At 39.4% G+C, this 231-nt stretch carries 1 protein-coding gene; it reads right to left on the reverse strand.

Annotated elements, in window-relative coordinates; all coding sequences use genetic code 11:
- Positions 1-10: 10 nt before the first annotated feature.
- A partial coding sequence (locus Q4550_RS24260) for a hypothetical protein (RefSeq protein WP_303536831.1) occupies positions 11-231 on the reverse strand: 221 nt, incomplete at its 5' end.

Here is a 231-nt window from a genome sequence, read left to right on the forward strand (position 1 = left end):
ATTCTATCATTTATTTCTTCGGATTTAAAAGATCTGTAATTCTGATATTTAAATCTTCATAATGTGCTTTAGTAATGGCATCGCCTGCAGCTGCCCTAGCTTTTGTAGTAGCCAACAAAGTTTTGAGCTCTGCCCTAACCAATGGCCTGATATCAGATAAGCCAACATTGATCGGCGTTAAACCATAACTTGCGGCATAATCTACCGGGAAACCAACCGGAAGTTCGTTTT

The sequence above is a fragment of the Anaerobacillus sp. 1_MG-2023 genome (assembly GCF_030547345.1).
Taxonomy (GTDB): domain Bacteria; phylum Bacillota; class Bacilli; order Bacillales; family Guptibacillaceae; genus Guptibacillus; species Guptibacillus hwajinpoensis_B.